Source organism: Candidatus Melainabacteria bacterium, assembly GCA_003963305.1.
Lineage (GTDB): Bacteria > Cyanobacteriota > Vampirovibrionia > Obscuribacterales > Obscuribacteraceae > PALSA-1081.
The window spans coordinates 262707-286025 of sequence record RXJR01000001.1 but is presented as its reverse complement, the minus strand read 5'-3'; the positions used below and the strand labels follow the sequence as shown (position 1 = coordinate 286025).

Annotated in this window: 20 protein-coding genes; 9 read left to right on the top strand and 11 right to left on the bottom strand. The window is 51.3% G+C overall.

Features of this window, described 5'->3' with window-relative positions:
* Window positions 1-73: 73 nt before the first annotated feature.
* The 4 genes from EKK48_01180 to EKK48_01165 all read left to right on the top strand — a co-directional run bounded on the left by EKK48_01180 (window position 74) and on the right by EKK48_01165 (window position 4548).
* On the top strand, window positions 74-1693 hold the full coding sequence (locus tag EKK48_01180) for a hypothetical protein (GenBank protein ID RTL45981.1): 1620 nt from the start codon (window positions 74-76) through the stop codon (window positions 1691-1693).
* Window positions 1694-1917: 224 nt separating this feature from the next.
* Complete coding sequence (locus tag EKK48_01175) at window positions 1918-2574, top strand: riboflavin synthase (GenBank protein ID RTL45980.1); 657 nt, start codon at window positions 1918-1920, stop codon at window positions 2572-2574.
* A gap of 143 nt (window positions 2575-2717) precedes the next feature.
* Window positions 2718-3947 (top strand): bifunctional 3,4-dihydroxy-2-butanone-4-phosphate synthase/GTP cyclohydrolase II, encoded by a 1230-nt coding sequence (locus EKK48_01170; protein RTL46244.1) that lies wholly within the window; start codon window positions 2718-2720, stop codon window positions 3945-3947.
* A gap of 82 nt (window positions 3948-4029) precedes the next feature.
* On the top strand, window positions 4030-4548 hold the full coding sequence (locus EKK48_01165) for a 6,7-dimethyl-8-ribityllumazine synthase (GenBank protein ID RTL45979.1): 519 nt from the start codon (window positions 4030-4032) through the stop codon (window positions 4546-4548).
* Between the two features lie 145 nt (window positions 4549-4693).
* Here EKK48_01165 and EKK48_01160 read toward each other — a convergent pair whose 3' ends face one another.
* Window positions 4694-6178, bottom strand: a complete 1485-nt coding sequence (locus EKK48_01160; GenBank protein RTL45978.1) for a hypothetical protein — start codon at window positions 6176-6178, stop codon at window positions 4694-4696.
* A gap of 120 nt (window positions 6179-6298) precedes the next feature.
* A complete protein-coding gene (locus tag EKK48_01155; GenBank protein ID RTL45977.1) occupies window positions 6299-7021 on the bottom strand; it encodes an RDD family protein in 723 nt (240 codons plus the stop codon).
* Between the two features lie 240 nt (window positions 7022-7261).
* Between EKK48_01155 and EKK48_01150 the strand changes: the two genes are divergently transcribed.
* The 5 genes from EKK48_01150 to EKK48_01130 all read left to right on the top strand — a co-directional run bounded on the left by EKK48_01150 (window position 7262) and on the right by EKK48_01130 (window position 15464).
* The gene (locus EKK48_01150; GenBank protein ID RTL46243.1) at window positions 7262-8470 is read left to right on the top strand and encodes an acetyl-CoA C-acetyltransferase; all 1209 of its coding nucleotides are present in this window, start codon (window positions 7262-7264) and stop codon (window positions 8468-8470) included.
* Window positions 8471-8556: 86 nt separating this feature from the next.
* Window positions 8557-10623: an NAD-dependent DNA ligase LigA gene (gene ligA / locus EKK48_01145; GenBank protein ID RTL45976.1), complete on the top strand. Its 2067-nt coding sequence runs from the start codon at window positions 8557-8559 to the stop codon at window positions 10621-10623.
* Window positions 10624-10684: 61 nt separating this feature from the next.
* Window positions 10685-11725 (top strand): tetratricopeptide repeat protein, encoded by a 1041-nt coding sequence (locus EKK48_01140; protein ID RTL45975.1) that lies wholly within the window; start codon window positions 10685-10687, stop codon window positions 11723-11725.
* A 65-nt stretch (window positions 11726-11790) separates the two neighbouring features.
* Window positions 11791-14040: a serine/threonine protein kinase gene (locus EKK48_01135; GenBank protein ID RTL45974.1), complete on the top strand. Its 2250-nt coding sequence runs from the start codon at window positions 11791-11793 to the stop codon at window positions 14038-14040.
* The gene (locus EKK48_01130) at window positions 14040-15464 is read left to right on the top strand and encodes a serine/threonine protein kinase (GenBank protein RTL45973.1); all 1425 of its coding nucleotides are present in this window, start codon (window positions 14040-14042) and stop codon (window positions 15462-15464) included. Before EKK48_01135 ends, EKK48_01130 begins: the two co-directional genes overlap by 1 nt.
* 55 nt (window positions 15465-15519) lie before the next feature.
* Here EKK48_01130 and EKK48_01125 read toward each other — a convergent pair whose 3' ends face one another.
* The 9 genes from EKK48_01125 to EKK48_01085 form a co-directional block, all read right to left on the bottom strand.
* Window positions 15520-16200, bottom strand: coding sequence for an isoprenylcysteine carboxylmethyltransferase family protein (locus tag EKK48_01125; GenBank protein RTL45972.1), 681 nt, complete (start codon window positions 16198-16200; stop codon window positions 15520-15522).
* A gap of 111 nt (window positions 16201-16311) precedes the next feature.
* A complete protein-coding gene (locus EKK48_01120; protein ID RTL45971.1) occupies window positions 16312-17109 on the bottom strand; it encodes a 2-(1,2-epoxy-1,2-dihydrophenyl)acetyl-CoA isomerase in 798 nt (265 codons plus the stop codon).
* 42 nt (window positions 17110-17151) lie between these two features.
* Complete coding sequence (locus tag EKK48_01115) at window positions 17152-17931, bottom strand: enoyl-CoA hydratase (protein ID RTL46242.1); 780 nt, start codon at window positions 17929-17931, stop codon at window positions 17152-17154.
* Between the two features lie 51 nt (window positions 17932-17982).
* A complete protein-coding gene (locus tag EKK48_01110) occupies window positions 17983-18933 on the bottom strand; it encodes a hypothetical protein (protein RTL45970.1) in 951 nt (316 codons plus the stop codon).
* A 41-nt stretch (window positions 18934-18974) separates the two neighbouring features.
* On the bottom strand, window positions 18975-19298 hold the full coding sequence (locus tag EKK48_01105) for an EthD family reductase (GenBank protein ID RTL45969.1): 324 nt from the start codon (window positions 19296-19298) through the stop codon (window positions 18975-18977).
* A gap of 10 nt (window positions 19299-19308) precedes the next feature.
* On the bottom strand, window positions 19309-19758 hold the full coding sequence (locus EKK48_01100; protein ID RTL45968.1) for a thioesterase: 450 nt from the start codon (window positions 19756-19758) through the stop codon (window positions 19309-19311).
* 32 nt (window positions 19759-19790) lie between these two features.
* Window positions 19791-21113, bottom strand: a complete 1323-nt coding sequence (locus EKK48_01095) for a phenylacetate--CoA ligase (GenBank protein RTL45967.1) — start codon at window positions 21111-21113, stop codon at window positions 19791-19793.
* 83 nt (window positions 21114-21196) lie between these two features.
* Window positions 21197-21943 (bottom strand): hypothetical protein, encoded by a 747-nt coding sequence (locus EKK48_01090; protein RTL45966.1) that lies wholly within the window; start codon window positions 21941-21943, stop codon window positions 21197-21199.
* Window positions 21944-22230: 287 nt separating this feature from the next.
* Window positions 22231-23310, bottom strand: a complete 1080-nt coding sequence (locus EKK48_01085) for a hypothetical protein (GenBank protein RTL45965.1) — start codon at window positions 23308-23310, stop codon at window positions 22231-22233.
* Window positions 23311-23319 lie beyond the last annotated feature (9 nt).

The following is a 23319-nucleotide window of genomic DNA, read 5'->3' as shown; positions in this document are numbered from 1 at the left end:
GGGTCCGGTAGCGTTTTCGTAACGTTGAATAGATATGGTCTTGACATTCCCTCCAGAAGTCCCAGGAGAGCTCATGTCAAAACTAGAAGCTGTAACTGCCCAACCAATTGAAGCCAAAAGTTCCGCAGGTGTCTCAGATGTGATCGGCGAGTTCGCCTCATCTGCCTGGAAAGCCGGGGTCGTAAGACCTTTTGTAGGCGTGGCTCAGCTGGCAGGCGCTGATGTGCACATGACTCCAGAGAGGGAATTGACGGGGGTAATGAAGGGGGCGCAGGTTGCCGGTTACGCAGCCGGAACACTAGCCGACCTCGTCCTTTTATCTCGTTATGTCGGCAAAGGAGTGGGCGCACTAGGTGAAGCGACGCAGGCAAAGTCGTTGATGGCTGAGGGAAGTTTGACGCGCAGTTTGACGACGTCGGGCGCAACTGGCTTTGCGGACGGGTTTGCACTTAATCCGACTCAGCAAGGCGAAGGTGTAGGCAACAGATTCGCTCATGGGTTGGCTGAGGGCGCGGGCTTTATGGCGCTCGATGGTTCTGCACGCTTTCTGGGACGTGTCCCCGAAGGCGCCATAGCCAAGACTGTTGACCGCTACACCGGTGATGCTGCAAGCAGGCTCTCTGCTTATACACCAACCTGGGTCAATGACTTCGGTCGCACTGCCGCTGAATCGATTGGTCGTGATGCGAAGCGAGTCAGTGAGGTTGTGACGTCCCGCTTTCCGTCCTTGACTGCGGAGAACATGGCCGGCAACGCTGCCGCAGGTTATCTGGGAGGTAGCGTTTATTACACGACAGACAACCTTTTGAACGGTAAACCTCTGAGCGCGCCGGACAGCGCCAATACGGGTCTGGGTTGGGCTGTAGGCAATGCTCTGCTCGGCGGCAAGCTGCGTCCGGCGGAAATAAAGGCAGAAGCTGCTGCGCCGAAACCTGACGTCGAAGTTAAACCCGATGCCGCGCCGGTCAAACCGGAATTACCGCCGAAGCCTTCCTATAAACCGGAAGCGAAAACGTTGGAAGATGGCGCTCAGCAATGGACATACAAGGATATTCCAAATAAGGGCGACGAAACGGTCTATACAAGACCCGCTAAGGCGCATGAGGGCGCCGCTCCATCTATGGACTGGCAGATCAAAACTGCTGACGGAAAAGTCTACGACCGTAACACAAAAGGACCGTGGGAAATCAATTACCCCGATGGTTCGTCGCTTGCGCGAAATGAATTCAACTATCTCTCTTTCAGCAAGCCGGTAACAATGAATGTCGGTGGAAAAGACTTAGCGGTAAAGGAAGTCACTCAAATGCACGCGGATCAAACTCCCATCGCTAAACAGTGGGTCTATGAAGACCCTGCTGTTCCCGGTCAGACTGTTACTTTCAACGCGGATCGCACCTGGGAAGCCGTCGGCGCTGACGGAAAGAGTTTTAGCTACCGCTCACCTGGTCCGTGGAAAGTAACTAACCTTGACGGTTTCGTTGAGACCTTGCCGGCCGCTGGCAAAGATATTGATGTCGAGCACATCGCCGGACATTCAAACTGGCGAGATTTCGCTCGCTCGTCCGAGCCGCAATCAGAGGGCGGTGCGCGCAAGCCTCGGGCTTTCCGATTGGCTGCCGACGACACGAGCCCAATGAGCTTGTCGGAAGTGGCACGCAATATTGAGATGATCGAAAAGTCGACTCTTGAATAGCTGACTGTTTAACTGCGTCGGCAATCTGTCGCGGTGTCGTATGTGGTGCTATCGCTGTTCGATTCTCGCAAGCTTGAGTGAACCAATTGCAATCTTTGGGTTCGCGTATCGGAAAAAAATAGGCGAAAGGGTTTAGACTAGGGCTGCGTGGCGCTGACCGTTGATTTGGCGGTCGCAGAGAACGCACTGTCGATAGGTCGTTCCTCGTTAGGGTGGGCTGCTAATTGTTTTCAGGAATTATTGAAGAAGTCGGCAAAGTTGTGAAGGTGACAGATAGCGCGGACGGTCGTCGTTTGCAGATTCTGGCGCCTGAAGTGACGCGCGACGTCAAGCTGGGTGACTCTGTCAGCTGCAACGGAACCTGTCTGACCGTCGTTGACTTTGACCAGGAATCGTTCGCAGTTGAGGCTGTCTGGGAGACTTTGCGCCGCACGAACCTCGGTTCTATGACCGAAGGAAGCCCGGTCAATCTCGAACGCGCTCTCAAATTCTCTGACCGATTGGGCGGTCACCTGGTCAGCGGGCACGTCGATGCCGTCGCGACCATCGTCAAAATTGAAAAAGAAGGCTTCTCTTCCGTCCTGTCATTTGAACTTGAGCCTGAACTGGCGCCGTTCTTTGTCGAAAAAGGTTCTGTGGCGATTAATGGCGTGTCGCTCACGGTAGTGGATTTCCCACAAGATAGTAAAGAAAAGTTTGTATTTCGCGTGGCGCTGATCCCCCACACACTGACCGTTACAACCTTCGGGCAGTTAACTGTGGGCAGTCAGGTCAATATCGAAACAGACATCGTTGCTCGCTATGTCGCGCGCTGGCTGGCTCCGAGTCTCGGTCTCGACCCGGAAAAGCTTCCTTTTGCCGCCGGTGCTCAAAAACCTTAACAAAGTCCGGTAAAAACGCCGTTCTTGAGCTAGCAAAGATAGACTATACGCGTCGACACCTAGCGCAGAATGGTATGGAAGATAAGAAAGTGCCAAGCGGCAAAAATGGCAACGGCAAGCACAGCGAAGCTGATTTCGAGAGAATTTTCTGTACAGTCGAAGAGGCTATCGAAGAGATTCGAGCTGGACGATTTGTTGTCGTGGCAGACGATGAGGGGCGGGAGAATGAAGGCGACCTGATCGGCGCCGCTGAACTGGTCACGCCCGAGATGATCAATTTCATGGTCACTGAGGCGCGTGGATGGGTGTGCCTCGCTATCACTCCGGAGAAAGCTGAGAAGCTTCAGCTCCCGATGATGGTGGAAAACAACACCGAGTCGCAGAATACTGCCTTCACCATTACCGTGGATGCTGATACCAGATTCGGTGTTACGACTGGAATCAGCACTTACGATCGTGCCACCACTGTTCGTGTGGTTGCAGATCCAAATTGTAAGCCGGACGATTTGCGCCGGCCCGGTCATATTTCTCCTTTGATTGCCAAGCCTGGCGGCGTGCTGCAGCGTGCCGGTCATACGGAAGCTGCGGTTGACCTGGCTCGATTGGCAGGTTTGACACCGGCTGGTGTGATTTGCGAAATTCTCAACTCAGACGGCACCATGGCTCGTGTTCCTGAGCTTGATAAATTCGCTAAAAAGCACAATCTGAAATTCATCAACATTGCACAGTTAATTGCGTACAGGCTGACTCGTGAGCGTTTCGTGGTGCGTGAAGCTGTCGCTGATTTCCCATCAGCCTATGGCGATTTCAAGTTGTATGCTTATCGAAACACCATCGATCAAATCGACCACGTTGCTTTCGTCAAAGGCGATTTAGAAGGCAAAGAAAACGTTTTGATTCGCGTGCACAGCGAGTGTTTGACGGGTGATGTGTTCGCCAGCTTGCGTTGCGATTGTGGACCGCAGCTTGAAGCTGCTATGGCGATGATTGCGAAAGAAGATGCTGGAGTTCTGGTCTATTTGCGTCAGGAAGGACGCGGCATAGGGCTTCTGAATAAGATCAAAGCTTATGCACTGCAGGATACAGGCAAGGACACTGTGCAAGCCAATGAGATGCTTGGATTCAAGCCGGACCTTCGCGACTACGGAGTTGGTGCTCAAATACTTTGCGATTTGGGTCTGACTTCAGTGCGAATCATCACGAATAATCCGCGCAAAATTATTGGACTGGAAGGATATGGTCTGGTCGTCACCGATCGAGTCACCATGCCGCCTGCCTGCAATAGCCATAACTTGAACTACCTGCTCACGAAGAAAGAGAAGATGGGGCACTGGCTGGAAGACCTCGAAGCTTCTCAACAAGTCAAGTCATAAAATTTAGAAACTACGCCACGAAATAACGAAATTCAACTGCACGAAATCAACTGAAATCGAACAACACTAGAGAGGATGTGTCATGTCAGAAAATAGCTCCGGTCCAAAGGTAATCGAAGGAAGATTGATAGCCACTGGACTCCGCTTCGGAATCGTCGTCAGCCGATTCAATGATTTCATCACCTCGCGTTTGCTTGAAGGTGCTCTCGGCACTTTGCGTCAGCACGGAGCGGAGGATCGCTCTATTGAAATCATGTGGTGCCCTGGTGCCTTCGAAATTCCTCTCGTCGCAAAGACGGCTGCACAGAGCGGCAGATTCGACGCCGTCATCTGTCTGGGTGCAGTCATCCGTGGTGCGACAGCACACTTCGATTATGTCTCGGGTAACAATGCCGCCGGCATTGCCGCTGTGAGCAGCGAAACGAACGTGCCGACGATCTACGGCGTACTCACTACTGACACGATTGAGCAAGCCATCGAGAGAGCCGGTACCAAAGCTGGCAACAAAGGGAACGATGCCGCGATTGCCGCAATTGAAATGGTCAACTTGCTAGCTGCCATAAAAACGCAGACCGAACTAAAACAAGCGACCGCCAAATAACAACGTAACCGCGCCAGTCACAACCGCGCTAGTCACAACCACGCCCGCCATGGAGCGCACCTGTCCCGTGCCAAGGAAAGCGCCCGCCATGGAGCGCACCTGTCCCGGGTGCCAAGGAACGCGCCCGTCCCCGGGCGCACCGCACCTAGTGACTACTAACCGTCTGCTCAGTAGCCAGCGTGCTCAATTCGTTCGAATCAATCGGATGATCTTTCAAGAACTGCTCGATGATTTTAGTCACCTTCAGTGCTTGCAAAAGTGGTCCTTCCACCTGCACTTCGCGAAGCAAGACGGCGCGATGCAACGGCAGTTTGCTCTGGATCAACAGCGTCATGGTGCGACCGCTGAAGTGAAAACATATTTCCGGTCGTGGGCCGGCCGGGTCGAATTTCTCGACATGACCGCTGCCACTTTGGGATGTGACCACCCAACCAAGACCATTTGCGCCTTTGAGTAAGAAACCAACACTGCTGCCCGGCGTGAGCGCCTTCTTGAGATTGTCGTCTTCTTTGAATTTGGATGGGACAAACTCTTCGAAATAATATTGGGTCAATCGGTCAGGTAAACCAATCGATTGCTTTCCTTTCGAGACGTTCGGTCCGCCCCATCGACTTTCGATGCCACGCGCCAGGACCTTCTGGAAGTAGTCTTCGTTCAACCGCAGTGGCGGAAGGTGATATCGTCCGGCTACTTCAAACAAGTTGCGCGTTTTGATTTGCACGTCATCAAGCAACATTTTTCGCATAATGCTGGGCAGATTTAGCGAGTCATGTTCGCTGGGGGTAATCTCGTTCAGTTTCAGCGCGCTGCTCAAATAGTGCATCCACTCTCGGTTCAGAGTAGCCTGCGTTGATACCATGTTGCAGATGCGCGGGCGCAATTCGTCTTCGAGGTACCGCCAGAACATGTAGACGGCTTCGTCGACGGGTAAGAACCACATCGTCGAGTCAGGATTGTATGACAGACGTAAGTTGGTTCCCGAGCGGTTCTGTGCCGCCTGCGCGAGCTCTTTGAAGAGTGCATTGGGTCCGCTGAAGTTCAGTGATTCACCTGTTTCGGAGGCACCAGAAATCATCGGAATGCGCACGAGATACCAGGGCGCTTCCAGCGACGACAATCCATCCAGCAGCTTGTCTTCGTAATGCTGGCAGAGACTCTCCCAGTGCGTTGGTGCTTTGCGGCGCTCGAATTCAAATTCTTCCGGAACGACACGGTCTTGCTGAATACCAGCCCAGATGGAAGAGACGATGAATATAGGCACACCCTTCAAGGCTTTGGAAATGGCGGGCAGTCGTGCCGCCGCCCATGGTGCTCGCGGCGCTCGCGCTTCATCGAAGTTTGGTGGCAATCCGCAGAAAATGACGGCATCATATTTGGTGCCTTTCAGTGCTTCGGCTTCGTCGACCAACCGTAAGCGGTCTTTGAATGTCCTAAATCTTTCACGACCGCCCATCGCTTGTTCGAGCAGCGCCAGCGCCGAAGAATGCAAGTCGAGGGGCGACAGGCTCAGCAAATTGAGCGACGACTTGGTGGCTACCCGCACGTGCCAGCCTTTTGTCACGAGCCAGGCGGCAAGTGGACCGGAGAAGCTGGAGATTGGTCCCCATAGATATGCGACTTTTTGCGTCATAGCGATATTCTCAGCGAGACAGGTTGCGTCCCTGGGAGCTGGTTCCTTGGAATCTGAATCCAGGGTTGTTTCCCTGGGCTCTGAATCCAGAGTACTTCGACCTGGATAATGTTAGCAACTTCAGCGGTTAAACGGGTTGCTAAAGTCCATAGTGGAATCAACAATGGTTGTGCCCGCAAGCTCGTCACCTATTCGCAAACCGTCTTCTCTACTGTATGCGCGGTAGCTTTCAAGCGGTAACACGATAGCAACATAAATCATGCCGACTATGTTAATGAGACTCATCACCGCTTCATTAAACCAGGTGAAAGGGCTGAACTTGAGCAGGAGCGGCACGGTCTGTAGAACCACAAAGGGCGCCATGAGGATGATGTTGCGAAGTACAGATTGCAGTATGGTTGGCGGCTCGCCGGTCTGTGCATCGACGACGCGCAGCCCCATGAGATTTTTGCCGATGCCACGCCCCCCGAAGAGGAAGTCTCGACCGAGCAAAACTGCGACCAGCACTATTTGCAACGGCACGAATCGGTTCACGAAGGGAATCATGGCGACGATGACGCCCACCAGATAGGCTGCCGCAAAGTCGAAAAGAAGCGCCACTATACGCTTATTGGCGTCCGGTTTCTTTGCTTCGATGTACTCGCCCTCTTCATCGCTTGCCTGCTGGCGCGGAGGCGGGGCGCTGCGATTAGCCCAGGATGGCAGGTTCGCCTGCGGTGCGTTCGTTTGGGGCAGCTGGTCAGGGTCTTGCCCGTTTCCGGGCACAGTTGTGCGGTCGGGCTTCGAGCCCCGATTCACTGGTCGGCTGGGCTTTCGCCCGGGAGTGCCAAAAGATTTAGTCATTAACCCAATACCAGGAGTTGCCTAATCATACTGTTCCCTTTAATGACTGAAAATCCGCACTGTTCGAGACGTCTGATAACTCCTGCCATCGGAGTGAAGAAAAGCAGTACTTGGAAATTCGCAAAGGCGAATAAATGGTGATGACCGCGTGATTTTGGCGTTTTCGGCGTTAGTATGAACCTGTATGAACCGGCACAGGCGCATTGTTTGGTGCGTTTGGAAGACAAGGAGTTTCAAGAGATGGTTGATAAGGATTCCCAAACCGTTATCGTCGATGGGCTGCGGTCACCGTTCGGAAAAATGGGCGGCAATTTCAAAGCCGTGGCTGCTCCAGACCTGGCGGCACCGTTGATTAAAGCTTTGCTTGAAAAGTACAAAGTGCCTGGAGAGCGGGTTGATGAGGTGATACTGGGTCAGGTTGTGCAAGCCGGTTGCGGGCAGATTCCTTCTCGTCAAGCTCTGTTGAAAGCTGGCTTGCCGGTCACGTGTGAATCTACAACAGTCAACAAAGTCTGCGCGTCGGGTATGCGCGCCGTCACCATCGGCGACATGCGCATTCGTTCCGGCGAGGGCGACATCATCGTCGCAGGCGGAATGGAATCGATGAGTCAGGCTCCCTATCTTGTAGATGCCAATGCGGCTCGCTTCGGCAAGCGCATGGGGCATGTTGACTTCAAAGACGCCATGTTGCAAGACGGTCTAGAGTGCCCGGTCGCCAACGTGCACATGGCTGTGCATGGCTCGAACGTAGCTCAAGAGTTCAAAATCTCACGAGGAGATCAGGACCAGTGGGCACTGAGAAGTCACCTGCGGGCTATCAAGGCGCAAGAGTCAGGCAAGTTTGCTGAAGAAATTCTTCCGATAGAAGTGCCTCAAGGCAAAGGTCAAACCAAAGCAATTGATAAAGATGAGGCACCTCGTGCTGATACCACCATTGATGCCTTGAAGAACTTGAAACCTGTTTTTGTCAAAGAAGGATCTATCACCGCCGGTAATGCTCCTGGCGTCAATGATGGTGCTGCTGTTTTGCTTCTGATGAGCCCTTCTAAAGCAAAAGAGATGAATGTCAAACCGCTGGCCAAAATCGTCGCCCATGCATCGATTGGTCAGGATGTTCCATATCTTGCCACCGTTCCTGCTCTGGCAATGGAGAAGGCTCTGAAGAAAGCTGGAATGACTGTCGATCAGCTCGAATTGATTGAAATCAACGAAGCATTTGCTTCTGTAGCGCTCAAATCAATTCAGATGCTCGGCGTAGATCCAGAGAAGGTCAACGTCAATGGTGGCGCTATTGCGCTCGGTCATCCGATCGGTGCAAGTGGTGCTCGTATTCTGCTCACTCTTGCAAAGGAGATGAAGAGACGTGGTGCTAAATTCGGTGCCGCAGCGATTTGCTCCGGCACTGCTCAGGGCGATTGCGTAATTCTTTCGCGCGAAGGATTGGATTAAGCAATTGGCATGCAGCAGGCCCTGAGACCCGCATTGGATTGAGCAGTTCGCACGCAGTGGACCCTCCACAAGGATGCAACTAACAAATGACCACAGACCAGCAGACAGTCAGCGCTGAAGAAGCCAGAAAACGTATTGAAGACTTGACTCGCGTAGTCGAGCATCATCGATTCTGTTATTACGTTTTGGATCGTCCCGAAATATCGGACAACGATTTCGACAAGCTTTTTCATGAGCTGGAGGCTCTGGAACATCAGTTTCCAGAGCTTCGTTTGCCTGGCAGCCCGACGCAGACAGTAGGCGCTGCGCCGAGCACTGAGTTCAAATCTGTTAAGCATCGCATTCCGATGCTCAGCCTTGCCAACGCCATGAGTTACGACGATCTCGATCGCTGGCAAGAGCGTCTCGTGCGTGCCCTCGATAATGCCAGGCACGATCTGAAATATGTTTGCGAGTTGAAGATAGATGGATTGTCGATTGCGCTGACTTATAAGGATGGTGTGCTGGTCGAAGGTGCCACCAGGGGTAATGGCGAAGTCGGCGAAGACGTTACTTTGAATTTGCGCACAATTGCCGCTCTGCCGGAGCGGCTTCGACCAGTCACAATTGACGGAAAAGAGCACATGCCGTCGTTAATCGAGGTGCGGGGCGAAGTTTTCATGCCCGTAACCAGCTTCAATGCCCTCAATGAGGGTCTGGAAGAAGAAGGTGAGCCGACATTTGCTAACCCCCGTAATGCCGCCAGTGGATCGCTGCGCCAGAAAGATCCGCGCAAGACGGCTAAACGCAAACTGAGCTTGTGGACTTACTTCATATACATTACTGACGAGCACGTGAAGCAACCGATCACTCATTTTGAAAATTTGGAATTGCTCAAGGAGCTGGGTTTGCCGGTTGAGCCGAACCGTCATCTGGCGGCTTCGATCGATGCGGTGAAGCAATTTTGCAAAGATTGGGATCATAAGAAACACGATCTGGATTATCAAACCGATGGTGTCGTCGTTAAGTTGAACGAACGATTTCTCTGGGACCAGGTCGGCGCGACAGCGCATAGCCCTAGATGGGCAGTGGCGTTCAAATATCCGCCTGAGGAAGCAGACACGATAATCGAAGCGATTCACTTCGATGTTGGTAGAACTGGTGCCGTCACTCCTGTCGCCTGGCTCAAGCCGGTTAAGTTGGCCGGCACCACAGTCAAGCGCGCCACTCTCCACAACGCGGAGCAGATCCGCCGACTGGATATCCGCGTTGGAGATACTGTTGTGGTGCGCAAAGCGGGAGAGATAATTCCCGAAGTTTTGAGCGTAAAGGTTGATAAACGCCCGGCTGATTCAGTCGAATTTGTCTATCCTACTGTTTGCCCTGTCTGCTCGACTGCGCTGGAGCGCATCGGCAACGAAGTTGTCTACAGATGTCCGAACGCTTTCGGCTGCCCTTCGCAGGTGCGCCGTCGTATCGAGCACTGGGTCAGTCGCGATGCTATGGACGTAGACGGTGTCGGTGAGTCTTTGATCGATACGCTTGTCTCAAACGGCATGGTATCAACTGTTTCCGATCTATATCGCCTGACTGAGGAGCAATTGTTGACTCTTCCGCGTCTGGCAAAGAAGTCAGCGCAAAATATTTTGTCAGCCATAGCTGCATCCAAAACACGTCCGTTAGCGAATTTGATTTTCGCTCTCGGTATTCGACATGTTGGAACATCAGGCGCTGAAGTTCTGGCTGAAAAATATCAATCACTGGAAAAGCTTGCGGCTGCCTCTGCTGAAGATATAGCCGGTATCGAAGGCGTCGGACCGGCGATTTCAGTGGGCGTTGTGGAATTTTTCCATCATCCGCAAACAGCCAGGTTAATCGAAGAACTCAAACAAGTCGGCGTTTCGCTCGAAACTCTGGCAACTGAAGAGACTGCGCCTCTAGCACAGACACTTGCGGGCAAAAGTTTCGTTCTCACGGGCACGCTTGAAACTATGGATCGCGATACTGCTGAAAAGGCGATCAAGCGCCGGGGCGGCAAGGTTTCCAGCTCAGTTTCCAAAAAAACTGATTACGTGCTGGTGGGCGCCAGCCCTGGTTCAAAACTTGCGAAGGCACAAGAACTTGGTATAACAATAATTGACGAGGCTCAGTTTCGGCAGCTCATTGAAGAGTAAGCCTTCCGAGTCTCCAGGTTTGTGTATTAGAAGAGCATAGTCGGTCAATAGAGCATAGGGTTTGAAAAAACTTACCAGCGCATTAATTTCGCTCAGTTTGTCACTCACTGTCGCCGCAGCGGTGCATCTCCCGTGCAGCGCTAAAGTGAAGGCGCCCAACACAGAAGACCCCATGGTCAAAAACCACGACCTGGGGCTCGAGTACATCAAAAAAGGCGACTGGGATGGAGCAATAGACGCTTTCTTGCAGTCGATCTACTTTGCCAGAAATAATTATGCGCCTGACTCATACCATTATTTAGCCGTTTCTTACATGGCTAAAAATCAGGACTTGAAGGCTATTGAAGCAGCAAAGAAGGCAATCGAGCAGAGCACCGGAGCTGCTTTCAGAACGCACATTCTTCTTGCGGAAATCTATCTGCGCAACAAACGGCTTGATGAGGCTGAAGCTGAGTGCTCGGAAGCGATGAATGCCGATAGCCATACAGAGGAGAATTTGCGGGGACACTACCTTTATGGCCGGGTCTTCGAGGCTAAAGGCAGTCCCTGGCAGGCTCAGTTGCAGTATGAATATGCGCTGGGCGACAAACCCTGGACATTTACAGATGCGTGGATGGCTTACGCTGAGTTGATGATGAAGCAGAAGAACTGGGTTGGCGCAATCGCTCAGTTTGGCGACATGATCAAGAGCGAAAAAGTGCTCAAAGGCATGAATTATCCACATCTTTACCTTGATCTGGGCATCTGCCTGTTGGCTAAGGGCGATCATCAGGGCGCACTTCAGAATTGGCATAAAGGGCTGAGCTTGAACATGGCGGAGCCGGACATTCATCTGCAGCTGGGCATGATGTTTGACGCCGAGCGGCACATCTCATCAGCAATCAAGGAATATAAGGAGTTCTCACGCTATTCCACCGATCAAATCAAGGTCGCAAAAGCCAAGCAGCGTGTTGAAATGCTTGAGCAGATGGTGGCTCCAGCCGAAGCGCCGTATCAGGTGAAGCCGTCACCGCTCATGCGCAAGCAGCAGGACATGCAGACTAACGGCGGCGAGATGCCAAAAGAAGATCCTTCAATAAACGACAAAGACCCTGGATTCTAATATTTGTCCCGCTTTCTGAACAAAAAATCCGGGCAAAAGAGTAATGACAGAGGCCGGGTTATAGTTTGGCAAACGATAAAATCATCCTTTACGGCGACCGCTGGAGTGCCACCGCTTTGTGGGCCAAAGCGTTGTTCCTTTTGCCGTTTTGGTTTTACTTACTGATTCCGCTGGCCGGTTGGATTCTCTCCCGGCTGGGCAACTTCGCTTTCCAGCTGGGCTATCCGGTCATTCTGGTTGTCGGGTTGATTTACTTTATAGATGACCTTTTACGTCGCAAAATTCGAATCGATGACACTTATATACATCTCGGTCTTTCCAAATACAAACTTGCTGAGTTGCGTTCTGTCGGACTGATTTATTCGCAGAATGGTATTACGCCTGCGTCCCTTTTGCTCTACTTCGGCGCCGGCAACAAATTGTCTCTCAATTTAAACCGGTTGCACTATGACGATTTTGAAAAGCTTCTCAATCTGATCGAAAATCGGGTGCCGCACTGCACTATTGATCCTGTAATTACGACGCTGTGCAAAAGCAAGAAATTGGCGCGGAAAGCTGCTCTTGAAGAAGCCGATCGGACTGAGATCAAATATTATTCTCGGCGCGTTTTAAAGGATATACAGAAGGTTTTCATGGAGACTGCAGAGAGTTGGTCTCGCCTCGGACCGGCGCTGACCTTTGTGGTTGCCACACCGTTGTGGTTGGCGATGGTGAAAGGAGTTTACTCCGTGCCTCTGGGCAGCTACTCGCCGGAATCGACAATTATGTTTCAGGAGCAACTGATTAACACGATTGTGGCAATGGAATCGGCGATCGGAAAAAATATCGGTGATGGCATATCGAGCCTTTGGACGATGGTGTCAAATCCTGCTGTAGCGCTAGTTTTGCTTGTTTGTCTGACGCCTATTTTTTATCAGTTGATGAAATTGTTGCTGAAGCCTAATCGTCTGGTTATGGACGCATCTGGAGCGCAGCTCAACTTAAAGTTGGGAAGATTCAATTTGCCGGTCAGTGCCGCTAGCTGGAAAAATATTTCTGCTGCTTCGCTTGTTAAACCGACTATTTCTGCGGGTCCTGACCACTGGCTTATTCAGCTGCGTGGTGCCTCAAAGAATAAGTTGGATCTGGAGTTGGCTGCCTTGACACCGGAAGATAGATCGCGATTCAGCCGTGCCCTGGAACGATGGGCACCACATTGTGCTGTGGATACAGCTCTGATGGAGACGCTGATGCCCCGGCAGGCGCACAGCTACACGGAATTGTGGTTGCAATCTCTGGCGGCGCCACCTGAGCGTCAGAGTTTGGAACCGCTTTCGGCCGGTCGAGTTTTACATAACGGGCAGTTTGAGGTGCAACGTAGAATCGGTGTTGGAGGCCAGGGCGCGGCTTACCTCTGCACACATCACGTGGGCGACACTCAGCATTCCACAGCGCCTGTGGTGCTCAAAGAAACGATTATTCCAGTATTTGTCGAGGCGGAAATTCGTAAACAGGCGCTTGAGCGTTTCGAGCAAGAGGCTCGAATACTGCGCGATCTGGAAAGTAATCACATCGTCAAATTGTTAGACTACTTTGTAGAAGATCATCGGGGTTATCTCGTTCTCGAATGGGTGGACGGCAAATCGTTGCGACAGATCATCGAAGATCGCGGTGCCATGCCTGAAGACCAGGTCAAAGAGCTCGCCGCTCAAATGTGTACTGTGCTCGATTATTTGCATAGCAAAGGTATTATTCATCGAGACTTCACGCCTGACAATTTGATTCTGCAGAAAGACGGAACGCTTAAGCTAATCGACTTTAACGTTGCCCAGAATGACGAAGAAGGAACCGGCTTGGTTGTTGGTAAACAGGCATACATGCCTGCTGAGCAATTTAGAGGTAAACCAACTGCGCAAAGTGATATCTACGCCATGGGTGCAACTCTGTTCTATATGTTGACGGGGCAGGACCCTGAGCCGATTACGCAGTCGCGAGTACGCGAGACACAGCCTGCTGTTAGTGAAACCATGGATAGTGTCATTCAGGGATGCACCGCTGCTGATTGCGGCGTCCGGTATAAGAGCGTGGATGAGATTGTCAGTGCGCTTTCGGTGCCGTTCGGTAAGGCGCCTGTGGAGTCAGCGGCACAATCTGGTAGTGATGTTGCCGGACCGGCGAGCAGTGATGATGCAACAGTCAGCGGTGACGATTCTGGGCCGGCTAACAGTAGCGATATCGGAGCTACGAACAGTGATACTGGACCTGTGAACAGTGATGATGAAACAGTGCATACGATAAAAATAGTCGAGAAAGAAGCATTGAAGGTAGATGCCTGATGGCCGAGTTAACTGTAACAACAAGCTATGAATCACCTGTGATCAAGACCGCATCGACGGCTTTGCGGTTGACATTTCCTATCTGGGGTATCGTTGCACCATTCATCGGCATCGTTGGTGTGATTGCTCTCGTTACGGCTTTAATTCAGCATGTGTTGGATGCATCGATGATAAATTGGCTGGGAGTTCCTCTCTCCTACATCGCGCTTGCAGTTTGTTGCCTTCTTTCGATGCGAGTTTTATCGAACAATAGTTTGTTGCTGGATAAGAACGGCATTCGCTTCCCCATTCTTTTACGACCGGGTAACAGGTATGTTCCCTGGTCAGCCATTAGAAAAATCGATGTTGTGACTAATGATTCAACGGATCTCGCCGGTAAGAAGTTGGTTTTCTATTTTGCCAGTGGGCGTCCTCTCAAGCTCGATCTGGGAAACATGAAGCCTGGGGAGATCGAACAGATGTTGCTGGCGATAGAAATGTGGGGCGTTGATTGTGAGCGCGATCCAAGTTTGCAGTTGTTGCAAGACACATTTAAAACTCAAACAGTTCAGGAGGGCAGCCTCAGCTACACCGCTATGTGGGAAGACGAGCTGCGCAGGCGCTTTTCCTCTACCACATTTATGCCGCTTGCTCCCGGGCAGGTATTGCGGAACGGTAGTCTGAAAGTCGTTCGGCAGCTTTCACTGGGCGGGCTCGCTGCAGTCTATTTGTGTCAGCTGGATGATTCTAAGCTGGTCGTTCTGAAAGAGGCTGTCTTGCCTGAAGATGGAGCTACGCAGGTGAGCGAAAAGGCAAAAGAACTGTTTGAACGTGAGGCCAAGTTTCTGATGAAGTTGGTTCATCCGGGTGTAGTTTCAGTGCTGGATAGTTTCGGAGAGTCAGGTCGGAATTATCTGATGTTGGAGTATGTCAACGGTCAGGACCTGCGACAATTCGTCAAGCAACACGGCGCTCAGAAAGAAGCCACAGTGCTGGAATGGGCGGTGCAGGCAGCGACTATACTGAAGTATTTGCACGAGCAAGAGCCACCAATCCTGCATCGTGATTTCAGCCCTGATAATCTTGTTCTTCGAGAAGATGGCACGCTTGTGGTCATCGATTTTGGTGCATCGAATGAATTTTTAAGTAAAGCGACAGGTACTTTCGTCGGCAAACAGTCCTTTATAGCCCCCGAGCAATTTCGCGGCAAAGCCGTTGTGCAGAGCGATATCTACGCTCTCGGCTGCACAATGTACTACTGTTTGACGGGTAAGGAGCCTGAAGCTCTTTCCACCTCCAACCCGAAAACTTTGAATGCAGAAGTCTCGGATGATGTAGCTGAGATAGTCACGTCCTGCACGGCTATGGAAGTGAGAGATCGATATCAGTCCGCCGCCCAACTGCTGCCTGTACTGCGACGAATGCAATCCGCAACGACTGCCTGAACGCCAGGGCAAAGTTTGACAGCGTTCACTGTGGCGATATGTTGCATCGGGCAGGTCAGTACAAGCCCGGGATAAGCCGCCAGCGTACTTGTTTTCGGTACTCATCGTAGCCGGGAAGCTCTTCTATCAAACACTTCTCTTCGTCCTCTATGCGCCAGTGCAATGACGGAAGACCGAGAATGGCCAGCACGAGAGCCGGATAGGAAGCCAGCGCCAGCGCCATTCCAACTAATAAAGTTACGGCGCCGCAATACATGGGGTGGCGAACGATTCCATAAAGTCCGGTTGATACAACTTTCTGATCTTGCTCGACTTGAATAGTCGCGGCAGCGAATCGGTTTTGCCTGAAGACAAAGTGGAAGAGTAAATAGCTCAGCGCAATCAGGAGGTCTCCAAGAATTACAAGCCACACCGGCATATGCGACCAGCCTGTGCGATGATCAAGACCGCCAACGATTGGGAGCAAGACAAAAAACCCTACGAAAAGAACCATGATCAGTTTCTGGGCGCTGCGCTTCTCTGCTCGGGGACCTGCTTTCATTCGTCTTCTCAGCAGTTCCGGATCGTTTTTGATCAAATCCGCGGTGTGCAAAGCGGTTGCCACCCAGAATACAGTCACGAATGCCCAGCCTTGCCAGAAATTCAGGGTGCCCGCCGCAAGGAATACAGGCACGCCAAGGAACAGTGGTGTGGTCAGAGCACCCAGGATGGCTTTGGTTGTAAGACTTAAGCTCATGGTTTCAATGACGTATTGTGTGAGAATTGTTCCGCGCCAATCTTATGATGATCATTGAAAAGAGGGGATGATGTGAAAACTCATCCCCTCTTTTGCTTGAATCACGGGCGCTTATTTGCCAGTATAGGCAGGCGTGCGCTTCTCGACGAAAGCTTTGACGCCTTCAGCGAAGTCGTCGCTGCGTCCTGCAATTTCTTGCAAGCTGGCTTCGTATTCGAGCAGTTCTTCAAGATCCGAAAAGATGGCACGATTTACTGCGCGCTTAGTCAGACCGAATGCCTTTGAGGGACCGGCGGCAATCTTTTCTGCAAGTGCAATTGCTTCTGTCATCAAATTGTCTGCAGGAACTACTTTGTTTACGAGACCCAGGCGCAGCGCTTCAGCTGCATCGAGTTTATCGGCTGAAAGCATTAGTTCGAAGGCTCTGGTTACGCCAATCAAACGAGGCAACATGAAAGTGGAACCAGAGTCTGGAACGAGACCGACTTTCGTGAACGACTGAATAAATACTGTATTTTCTGCCGCGATGCGTAAGTCGCAGGCAAATGCCAGGCTAGCGCCTGCACCAGCGGCGACACCATTGACGGCGGCGATTACTGGTTTCTCGATTTTTCGCAGTTTCAAAATGATTGGATTGTAACGGCGACGGATGGAATCACCCAGTGATGGTCGCTGACCCATGTCCTGGCTGATGCTACGGCTTTGCAGGTCTTGTCCAGAGCAGAATCCTCGTCCTGCACCGGTGATTACGATTGCCCGCACCGTGGCGTCTTTCTCCATTTCCTTCAGTGCGTCTTGCACAGAGAAGGTCAACTCGTCGTTAAATGCGTTCAATTTGTCTGGTCGATTGAGAGTGATGATTCCGACACCATTCTTCTTTTCGATCAGCAGAATATTTTCTTCAGCCATTGTTTTGCTCCTGATTACTTCTGGCGGTTTCACAAAGATGATCTAACGTCCCTTGAATGACGCTTGTCGTTTTTCCATAAATGCTTTCATTCCTTCCTTCTGATCTTCCGATGAGAACAGCATGTAGAAGTTTTTGCGTTCGAACTGCAGCCCTTCATTCAAGGTGGTTTCGAACGTCTTCATGATTGCCTCTTTAGCCAGCTTCACCGCAATTGGTGATTTCTTTGCGATCTCTTTAGCCATTGTCTTTGCTTCTTCGAGGAACAGTTCCACTGGGGCGACTTTGTTCACCAATCCCAGCTGCAAGGCTTCATTGGCTGTGAATGGACGACCGGTGAGGATAAGTTCCATGGCTTTGTACTTGCCGACGATGCGCGTTAAGCGCTGAGTTCCACCGGCACCAGGTATGACACCAAGATTGATTTCAGGTTGTCCGAATTGTGCTGTTTCGGAGGCGACGATGATGTCGCAGTTCATGACGAGCTCGCAACCTCCACCCAGAGCGTAGCCGCTTACGGCGGCAATTATAGGCTTTCTGATCAGTTTGATGCGATCCCAGGTCGAGAACTGATCTTTGTCCATGATGCTGACTGTGGTTTCTTCCGACATCTCTTTGATGTCGGCGCCGGCAGCAAAGGCGCGCTCCCCACCGGTGAGAACGATAACGCGAACGGCGTCGTCACGGTCGAAAGCTTCGAGGGCTTTGACTAACTCGCCCATCAATTCATGGTTGAGGGCGTTCAGCACTTTGGGTCGATTCAAAGTAACGATCCCGATTTGATCTTCAACCGCTGTGGTTATGTTCTGATAGGTCAAAGTCATCATCTCCATCTCCTTGTGTGTACTGGTTCGGCGGTCTTCCGTCCAAAATCTTTACTCTATTTTTTCTCCGCATGCGCCGCAGAATTTAAATCCTGCAGGTAAGTGCGAATTGCAAGATTTGCATTTTGCACCTTCTGCCGGTTGGGATGCTCGTGCCCGAATCGCGGCGTAATCCATTTCTGTTTTTTTGCGGAACGCTCTCAAGCCGTCTGCAGTTTCCGGCGCGCCTGCATGTAGTGACAGCCAATCGCGCGCGTGTCCAATAGTCATCGACCATGAGAAATCGCGCCAGAAATTGAGCTGCTGTTTGGTATAGCGAGTGCATTCAGGCAGCTTGTCATACAATTTTTCGGCTAACTTATTCACCGCTTCGTCGAGCATCGAGTATGGAACCACCTGGTTGACCAGTCCCCAATCAAGCGCTGTGTAAGCGTCGATGTTTTCGCACAAGAGGAGCATTTCGCGAGCCCGGCGGTCACCGATAATCAGTGGCAACCACTGTGTGGCGCCACCGGCTGCGACACTGCCTCTGGCTGCTCCGACTTGTTTGATGGTGACATGGTCTGCAGCTACAGCCAGGTCGCAAGCCATGTTGAGCTCGTTACCGCCGCCTACTACCATGCCGTTCAATCTGGCGATTGTAGGCTTTCCGATATTGCGCAAGCGATCGTGCATTTCGATGAACGCGTACATCCACTTGTAATAATCATTCGGCTTCTTGAGAATGTGCTCATCCTGCTCTTTCAGGTCGGCTCCAGTGCAGAATGCTTTGTCGCCAGTGCCTGTAATGACGATCACGGCAATCTTGTCATCGACGCTGGAATCAAGAAAGGCTGTCGCCAGCTCTTTCAAGGTGGTGTAGTCGAAGCAGTTGAGTACGTCGGGGCGGTTGATCGTAATTGTGGATACGAAACCGTTCTTTGCGTAGATGATTCGGCGAAACCCAAATGATTCAGGCGCTGCGCCTGTGATGGAAGTTTCGATCGAAGGCGATTGCGCCATATTCAGGCTCCTTGTTTGCTCGTTTAGAAGAAGCGAATTATTTAAGTGTTGGCGCCGGCGGGTATCTTTTCGATGTCCGCAAACATAAAGTATGCAACGTCCTTGGCGAAACTCATCAGGTTTTTCGTTGAAGCACGTCCTTCGGGCGACGACATTGCAGCTTGCATGTCTTCTTTGCTGTCAAAGTAGAGTTCTGCCATGAGGTGATATTCTGATTCGCCTGCCGGGCTGCCTGTTATGCGTGCAACTTCGACTTTCTTCAAGCCCGGCATCTTGTTGGCTAGCGGCAAGTGAGTATTGAAATACTGGTCGTCGAAGTCCTGTACGTTCGCGGGTTTCTTATATAGTGCAACGAGCTTGACCATTTTTTTTCCTCTATCGTTTGGATTGTTCTGCAGCTGCTACCTGAAAGTTCAGCGCGAGCTGATTGATGAGCGAAAGCTCTTTCATTTTGTTTTCGAGCCAGGTTCGTTCAATTATTGATTGCGTTACTGTGCCGCGGGCAATTTTGCCGCGCGTGTTGAAAGCTTCTACGTCGCAAACGATTTTTTTGTCTCTGATTTCGCTCACTGTCGCCTTGACGCGCACATTCATGCCCGTAACGGTCAGGGTCAGGTGCGATATGTCTACGTGAGAAACCATGCTTTCTTCCGTGGTTTCTAGAAAGGGCATCAGGCATTTACGTGCAGCCCATTCGATATGGTTGACGAGGTCGGAGGTCGAGTACAAATCGTGCACTGTTTCGCCGACGAATTCAGTGCGCATGTCTTTGGTGACTAGAATATCTATCTCCGCAGACTGCCCGATTTCCAATCCCGCCTTCATCCCGACTCTCCTTTTCCGGTAAGCCACTCTGGCTAGTTATTCTCTTTTCTTCGGTCGATAACGCGAACGGCTTTGCCCTCGCTGCGCGCAATCGACTTCGGTTTCAGAAGGGTGACATCTGCTGTCAGACCCATTCCGTCTTTCAGTAATGCTTGAATTTTTTCAGTGAGCGAGGAAAGTTCAACCTGACCATCTTCGAACTTGCCGAAACGCTGCAACAAGTGCTCAGTAATTTCCACCTGCACTTCCAGCGTGTCCAGTGCCTTTTTGCGTTCGAGAACGAGCTGATAGTGTGGTGCCAGCTCGTCTATCTGCATCAGTACTTTCTCAATTTCGGATGGATAGAGATTAACGCCGCGAATGATCAGCATGTCGTCAAGACGGGCTTTGACGCGAGCCATTCGCACCATTGTGCGTCCGCAAGCACAGCGCTCGATGTTCAGTTTCGAGATATCGCCTGTGCGATAACGAATCACTGGAATTGCTTCTTTGGTCAGCGAGGTGAAGACGAGTTCACCTTCCGCGCCGTAAGGCAGTTGTTCGCCTGTTTGGGGATCGATAATCTCCGGCAAGAAATGGTCTTCCCAGATGTGCAATCCACTTCTGCCCTGCAGGCACTCCATTGATACTCCCGGACCCATAACTTCACTCAGTCCATAAATATCGAGAGCTCGAATTTTTAGCAGACCTTCAATCTGAGTTCTGAACTCTTCGGTCCACGGTTCGGCGCCGAAGATTCCAATATCAAGGTTGATGGAATCTCGTTCGATGTTAAGCTCCTGCAGCGTGTAGGCTATATTGAGAGCGTAGGAAGGTGTCGAGCACAGAATTCTTGCTTTGAAATCTTGCAGCAGCAAAATCTGCTGTTGGGTTCTGCCACCAGATGCGGGGACAACAGTCGCCCCCAATTTCTCGGCGCCATAGTGCACTCCGAGTCCACCGGTGAAAAGTCCGTATCCATAGCTGTTGTGAATGATATCGCCCGGGCGGGCGCCGGCAGCAGCAAGCGAGCGAGCTACAACCTCTGCCCAATTCTCGATGTCGGCTTTTGTATAGCCAACGACTGTCGGCTTGCCTTTAGTGCCCGATGAGCAGTGCAGCCGGTTGACGCCGCTTAGAGGTTCTGAAAATAGCCCGAACGGATAATTCTCGCGCAGGTCGGTTTTGCGCGTAAAAGGCAGATGTTTGAGGTCGGCAAGCGACTTGATTGAATCTGGTCGTATGCCGGCCTCATCGAAACCTTTTTTGTAAAAGGGCACGCGTTCGTAAGTGCGATGAGCCGTCTGAATCAGTCGCTGTAGTTGCAACTGCTCGAGGTCGGCTCTGGCCAGACTCTCAATCTGACTATTCCACATGAACACTTCTGACTGTATTGGCACAGACGTTTTTTACAGTGGGAACGAAGCCACCATAATACCGCGTGGACTGCTCTTTTATATCACTCGACAACAGTGATTGCTGGAACAACTAATCCATAACTCTTCAGAAGAGGCGTCATCTCTTCGTACCAGGAGACGCGGACGTCGTGATTGTCGCGTTGTTTGAGCTTGAACTTCTGATATTCCTTATTGCTTTCGGTGTCGGCTTTGCCAAAGACTTTATTGACTTTGGGGAACCAGAAATCGAGCGCGCGCTGTACATCGGCTTTTGTGGCCGGGTCGGCAGCAAGCTTTCTAACCCAGGTTTCGCCGTGTTTGACGTGCATCCATTCTTCTTTTTCGATCTGGATCATCGTGCGCGACCAGGGACCCCAGCTGCATTCGATAGCGTCTTTGAGCTGGTGGCCTGCGGCTCTGTCCATGAGGAAGTTGAACATGACGAGGTCAGCCCATGTCTCGATGGGTTCGTAGAAGACCTGCATGCGATGTTTCATCTTATCTTCATTAATGAGCTTGTAAACGTCGACACCAAGCCGATCGAGAAGGTCGTACATGGCTTTGCCGTGACGCACTTCGTCTTTAACGATGTTGGCCATCGCCAACTTTTCAGCGACCGTCGGAGCGCCTTCGATCCACGGAATGTATCCATAGGCTCCCGCCAATTCGGAGTCGGCTTGAGCAATCATAAGAGTGAGAAGGTGTTCCTTATATTCAGCAGTGATCTCATCAGGAGACTCGAGCTTCTCTCCAGCCTCGATCTTCTTCATCATCGCTTCATGTTTGGCCTTTTCATCCATCACAAGCATGGTCGTCTCCTTATGAGGCTGCGCCTCTGTTCTTGCTGATTGTCTGTCGCTACTTTTAGTTGGACTCGTACGCGAGTGAACTCACTGACGTAAAAGAAATAGAAAAGTTGATGAATTCAATATATCACGAGGAGTACCCCAAATAAAGAGAATTTGTGAGAAGAAAAATCCTTCGAAATCAAGGTAAATACCTTGAAGTCGAGCTTTCGGCATGCCTCGAAATCAAGACACTTTTCCCCAAGATAAATTGGAAGATTGAACACAAAAGAGGCGCCAGAAAATACGGATTATTTCCTGGGGACGATGTCGGCGATTATTATTTGCGGCTTGCACAGAAAGCGCATGCGCGGTGCGAAGTGACGTTCCATTCCTACTCCTCGTGAGAGGATCAGTGTCGTGCCGGGATGAATTTCTTTCACGCAGCCTTGAGCCCACTCTCTTGGTGCATGGCACAAAGTCATGGGTGGACCGTAACCCGGGATAACGACCTGTCCGCCGTGTGTGTGCCCTGCTGTCAGAAGATCCGCATCTGTGCTTGAGAGCGCATAGTCTGGACCGTGACCGACGACGATGTGAAATTTGTCGCTGTGTTTGAACGGATACTTCTGGTTGAACGAGTCTTCGAGCGTCAAGCCTGTCACGACAAAATCGCCGCAATCAATCGTTGCGCTCTCGGGAAAACAGGTGACAGGCAGACCCGAAAAAATCTTCGGCCAATTCTCGTCTTCGCAATTGCCTCCCACTGCGAACACACCTTTAGGTGCAGACAGTTTGACGTCTTTGAAAAGTTGATTGAGCAACACCTTCTGCCGTTCCCAAACTACCGGACCTCGACTGCCGTTTGATTGAACATAGTCACCAGGAAAAACAATGACGTCAGGTTTTTCGGCGAGCACTTTCTCGAGAGCCGATTTCTCGTAATCTGAAACATGGTCTGTCTGTAAATCGGTCACGACAGCAATTCGCATTGGTTGCTTCAGTTTTGCTGATTCGATTTGCACATGGTCCATTTGTAATGAATGAGGCTCGATGAAAAACGCATCGATTCCGATGCCGGCAATTACGATGCACATGAAGACAAAGTAGCCGGCCAGCAGTTTCAGCTTGGGTAGCGCCAGAGCGGTGAACATGGCAAACAGCAGAAAACCGCAGGGGAACGCGCCGATTGACAGCAGGCGGATGAAATCGAAGCCGTCTCCGCGCAGCAGGAACGCAGCAGCAACGGCAATCGCTCCATAGATCAGGCAGGCTACGTTGTACAAAGCGGCTTGTTCGCGTTTCTTCCTCAAGAAATAGAAGATCAAACCCAGCGTGGTCAGCACGATGGCGAGATAAGGAATGGTTGACGCGACGTAAAACAGAAACATCAGTAGGTT